The sequence below is a fragment of the Boseongicola sp. genome (assembly GCF_057460485.1).
In genome coordinates, this window is the sequence record NZ_JBVCWP010000402.1 from 1 (window position 1) to 2949 (window position 2949).

Annotated in this window: 2 protein-coding genes and 2 pseudogenes; 1 reads left to right on the plus strand and 3 read right to left on the minus strand. The window is 55.8% G+C overall.

The window, feature by feature from the left end; all coding sequences use genetic code 11:
- Positions 1-264: 264 nt before the first annotated feature.
- Entirely contained in the window at positions 265-1860 is a 1596-nt protein-coding gene (locus AC221Y_RS22785) for an MBL fold metallo-hydrolase RNA specificity domain-containing protein (RefSeq protein ID WP_486708577.1), read from the minus strand.
- A gap of 174 nt (positions 1861-2034) precedes the next feature.
- On the opposite strand from AC221Y_RS22785, the gene AC221Y_RS22790 reads away from it, so the two are divergent.
- A complete protein-coding gene (locus AC221Y_RS22790; protein WP_299750942.1) occupies positions 2035-2349 on the plus strand; it encodes a hypothetical protein in 315 nt (104 codons plus the stop codon).
- Between the two features lie 148 nt (positions 2350-2497).
- On the opposite strand, the pseudogene tnpA reads toward AC221Y_RS22790, so the two are convergent.
- Positions 2498-2800: pseudogene (gene tnpA / locus AC221Y_RS22795) on the minus strand (IS200/IS605 family transposase); the annotation flags it as partial.
- A pseudogene (locus AC221Y_RS22800) lies at positions 2763-2949 on the minus strand (ISKra4 family transposase); the annotation flags it as partial. The pseudogenes tnpA and AC221Y_RS22800, both read right to left, overlap by 38 nt.

The window sequence follows — 2949 nt, forward strand, 5'->3', positions numbered from 1 at the left end:
GCCCTCGTTATACTCGGCCCAGTTGGTCACTCGATGCCGTTGCTTCGGGATCTTGTCTCGACGATCGGCGTTGAACTTGTGAGGCATTTGCAGGATCCTAGTGGGAACAGACCGCATCGGTATCAGCGGAGAGGCGATCCCTGCAACAAGGCCCAAAATAGGCGAGAAGCGGCGATTTCTCTTTTATTAGGGTACAACGACAGGCACAATCCGGCCTAACGCATCCAGAAAGAGCGTGCTTTAGCGACATCCATCGCGGACCTCTCAAGCATCATCTTTCAACGCACGCCTGATCCGTCGCAGGACTTTGGCACGCGCTTTATCATCAGCTGCCTGTTCGAATATGTCCCGCAATTCGAACACAAGCTCTGTCAGATCGTTGTGCCAATCGGGCCCGCCTAATGCCTCGGGTAGCATGCGCTGATCCTGTGGCGGTTCAAGGATCGACGTCCCATCTGCGCTAAGAGCTATCTGATCATCAAGATTTGGGATCAGTATGTCTTTGTCAGCGAACCCTTTTTCCATCAGGGCGGATTTTAACGCGTTCATTTGTGGCTCTTCGCCATGGGTCAGGATAAGCGCCTCTCTGATCGGGCGGCGCTGGATAATCCAATCGGTCAACTCAGATCCGTCTGCGTGCCCAGAATACGTATCGACTTTGCGAATGCGCGCCTTGACCCTGATCTCCTCTCCGTGAACTTTCACAGACTTCGCGCCTTCGCTCAGGATCCGGCCCAGCGTGCCGATGGCTTGGTATCCAACAAAAAGGACGGTAGCCTTGTCCTGCCAAAGCCATTGCTTGAGGTGGTGCCGGATGCGGCCGGCCTCGCACATACCGCTTGCTGCAAGGATGATTGCGCCCCCGGTGATTTTCGCGATCTGTTTGCTTTGCTCGACCGTTTCTGTGGGGCGAATTGCGGGATTGCTTATCAATCGTGGCCCCGGTCCAAGATCTTCGAGGTCCCGCGCATGCCTTTGAAAAACTTTGGTCACGCGGATGGCCAACGGGGAATCCAGATAGACCGGAACCTTGGGGATGTCGCCTGCGTCCTGAAGCGCGAGAAGATCCGTGATCAACTCCTGAGTGCGTTCTACAGCGAAAACAGGGATCAGCAACATGCCGTTGTGGTCCAGCGCGCGTGACACTTCGTGCCTCAGCGTTTCCATTCGTGCGGCGGGTGTGACATCGGCCCGCTCGCGACCGCCATAGGTTGCCTCCGATATCACATAATCGAAATCCGACGGTGCGTCAGGATCAGGATGGAACAGCTTGTTGTCAGGCCCGATATCGCCAGAAAACAAAAGGCGAATAGGTTTCGAGTTTTTCTGATCGATTTCGACTTCGATTGAGGCGGACCCCAGGATGTGCCCCGCGTTCCAGAACCTTGCGCGCACACCCGGGCCGACAGGTGTCCAGACTTCATAGTCGACCGTTTCAAAAATGGTCAGGCAATCCTCTGCGTCCTGCCGTGTGTAGATCGGTTCAACCTCTGGCTTGCCATGCCGCAGGTTTCGGAGGTTGAGTTGATCGACCTCCATCTCCTGAATGTAACCACTGTCGGGCAGCATGAATGTCAGAAGGTCTCTCGTGCCAGCTGTCGCGTAGATGGGTCCCTGAAATCCTGAGGCGCTCAATTTTGGGAGCAAACCAGCATGATCGATATGGGCATGGGTCTGAAGCACAAAATCAATCTTGGGAGGGTCGAATGGAAACGGACGATAGTTAAGTTCCTTCAGCGTCTTGGGCCCTTGGAACAAGCCGCAATCCACCAGAAAACTGCATTGATCCGTCTGCAGCCAGTAGCAAGATCCCGTCACCGTTCGCGCCGCGCCGCAAAATCTGAGTGTCGCGTCTGGCATTCTGTTTTCTCCCTGACAGTCAACTGCTCCAGTCTTTCAGCCCGCTGTTGAAGAGAGAGCAGTTTAGACTGCATAGCGCAGCAGCACTTCAGGCGATTGATCCGCATCAATCACGTCAGCCGTTTGAAGAATACGCTGCCGTTCGCCGCTATCAGCACCTCATGGTGAAGTCGAATGATCCAAAACGCCACGTCTCCTTGGTCCATCACTGCAGAGGGCTTTCCTGAAAATGGGCCAGTGTATGACCAAATCCCTTTCTTGATCGGATACGCGGTTCTGGGACTGTCAGATCACAACACACAACCGTGGCTTTTCCGGGTGTCCGACGGATATCTGGAGGTGATCGCCGATCGGACACGTGCCTTGCCAGTGGTTGACCCGCAGGATCGTGCGCTTGAAATCAGTTGCGGCGCGGCCATCGGTCTGCTTGAGGTTGCAGCACGGCGCTTCAGCCTGAAAACGGCCCTCACTATCTACCCCGAGGGATAATCGCGATCTTTTGGCTCGGATCGCTTTTGCGTCCGACGCCCCGCCAAGCTCGAATGACGTGGCCCTGTTCAGAGCCATCCCGGACCGACGCACCAACCGCACCGCGTTTTTGATGAACAGCGTCCCGGCTGATTTCACTGAACGACTACCGGCATCCCCAGTAGCGTATGCGGATGGCGGGAAACTCGCATTGCACCTTGTAAGACGAACAGCCCTTCATCTTGCGCACCAGATCGCTGATAGCAAGCTTTGGCGGCACCGAGACAAACATGTGGCCGTGATCGCTCGACAACACCCCGCGCAAGATGTCGACCTCGTTGTCGCGGCACGCCCGGCGGCAAATGTCCCGCACTCGCAGCCGCAATGCGCCAGTCATCACTTTGTAACGATTGGGAGTGGAAAAACTTTGGGGATCATGCCGCCCTGAGCTGTCCTGGTGAGAGCCTTCCATCCAAGACGGCAGCCCTGACAACCGCAACACGGTGCGCGCCTCTTGGGGACCATCTCATGCGTTGTTTCTTTCCCATGCGCACATTGGCGATCTCATTTACGAGGCCTTCTGCCCTTGACGTTGAGACTGCTTTCCCTTGCTGACGTCGA

Bases quoted from the DNA above. Each gene is read 5' to 3' on its own strand.
- AC221Y_RS22785 (WP_486708577.1), bottom strand. From the start codon at position 1,860: ATGCCAGACGCGACACTCAGATTTTGCGGCGCGGCGCGAACGGTGACG.
- AC221Y_RS22790 (WP_299750942.1), top strand. From the start codon at position 2,035: ATGATCCAAAACGCCACGTCTCCTTGGTCCATCACTGCAGAGGGCTTT.